This is a genomic window from Allokutzneria sp. NRRL B-24872 (genome assembly GCF_002155965.1).
Taxonomy (GTDB): Bacteria; Actinomycetota; Actinomycetes; order Mycobacteriales; family Pseudonocardiaceae; genus Allokutzneria.
Map to the genome: position 1 here is coordinate 1 of NZ_MUMH01000467.1, position 712 is coordinate 712.

A 712-nucleotide genomic window follows, 5' to 3' on the forward strand; every position below is an offset into this window, starting at 1 on the left:
CGGTGTGCGCGGACGGCAGACTGAACAGCCGCACCGGCACCTGGCCCACCCGCAGGTCGAGTTCGCCCACGAAGGTGAGCGTCGTCTCGACCACCTCGGTGCCGGACCAGTCGAACCGCCCGAAGTGCCGCTGGAGATACCAGCCGAGCGGGGTCGCCGGATCGCTGCCGTGCACCAGGGCGTGCAACTGCTGCGGCGAGGGCTCGTACTCGATGTGGCCGAGCGCCTCGCGGGTGGCGACGATCTCCGCGTCCGGTACGACCTCCGCGCCCCACAGGTGGTCGCCGTTGGCATGGGTGACGATCACCCGCTCGATCCGGGCCCCGCCGGGCAGCAGGGCCCGGCTGCGTTCCAGGAAGTCACCGGCCATCCGCCGGTCGTAGGGGGTGTCGATCCAGGCGGCGGCGCCGTCGGGCGAGACGACCAGACCGCAGTTGGCCAGACCCCATCCGGCGCTCGGGGTGGGGGACCAGATGTGCACACCGTCGGCCACGGTGAGGAGGGGCGATTGCGAGATCATGGACGCACACTATTCCCGCGCCGCGCGCCCGCGGCGGGCGGCCCGCTCTCCGGGCGCCGGTGGCCGGGCGCTGATGTCCGAGCACCGGTGTCGGCCACCTGCGCCGGCCACCTGCGCCGGCCACCGGAGTGCCGCCCCGTTGTCAGGCCGGCATCGGGCGGTCGGCCGCCCCGACCGGCGCCGGGAGTGTCG

At 74.2% G+C, this 712-nt stretch carries 1 protein-coding gene; it reads right to left on the minus strand.

All coding sequences use genetic code 11. The features are described 5' to 3' along the window. On the minus strand, positions 1-520 hold a 520-nt coding region (locus tag CCN37_RS38725), incomplete at its 3' end, for an MBL fold metallo-hydrolase (RefSeq protein ID WP_143262106.1). Positions 521-712 lie beyond the last annotated feature (192 nt).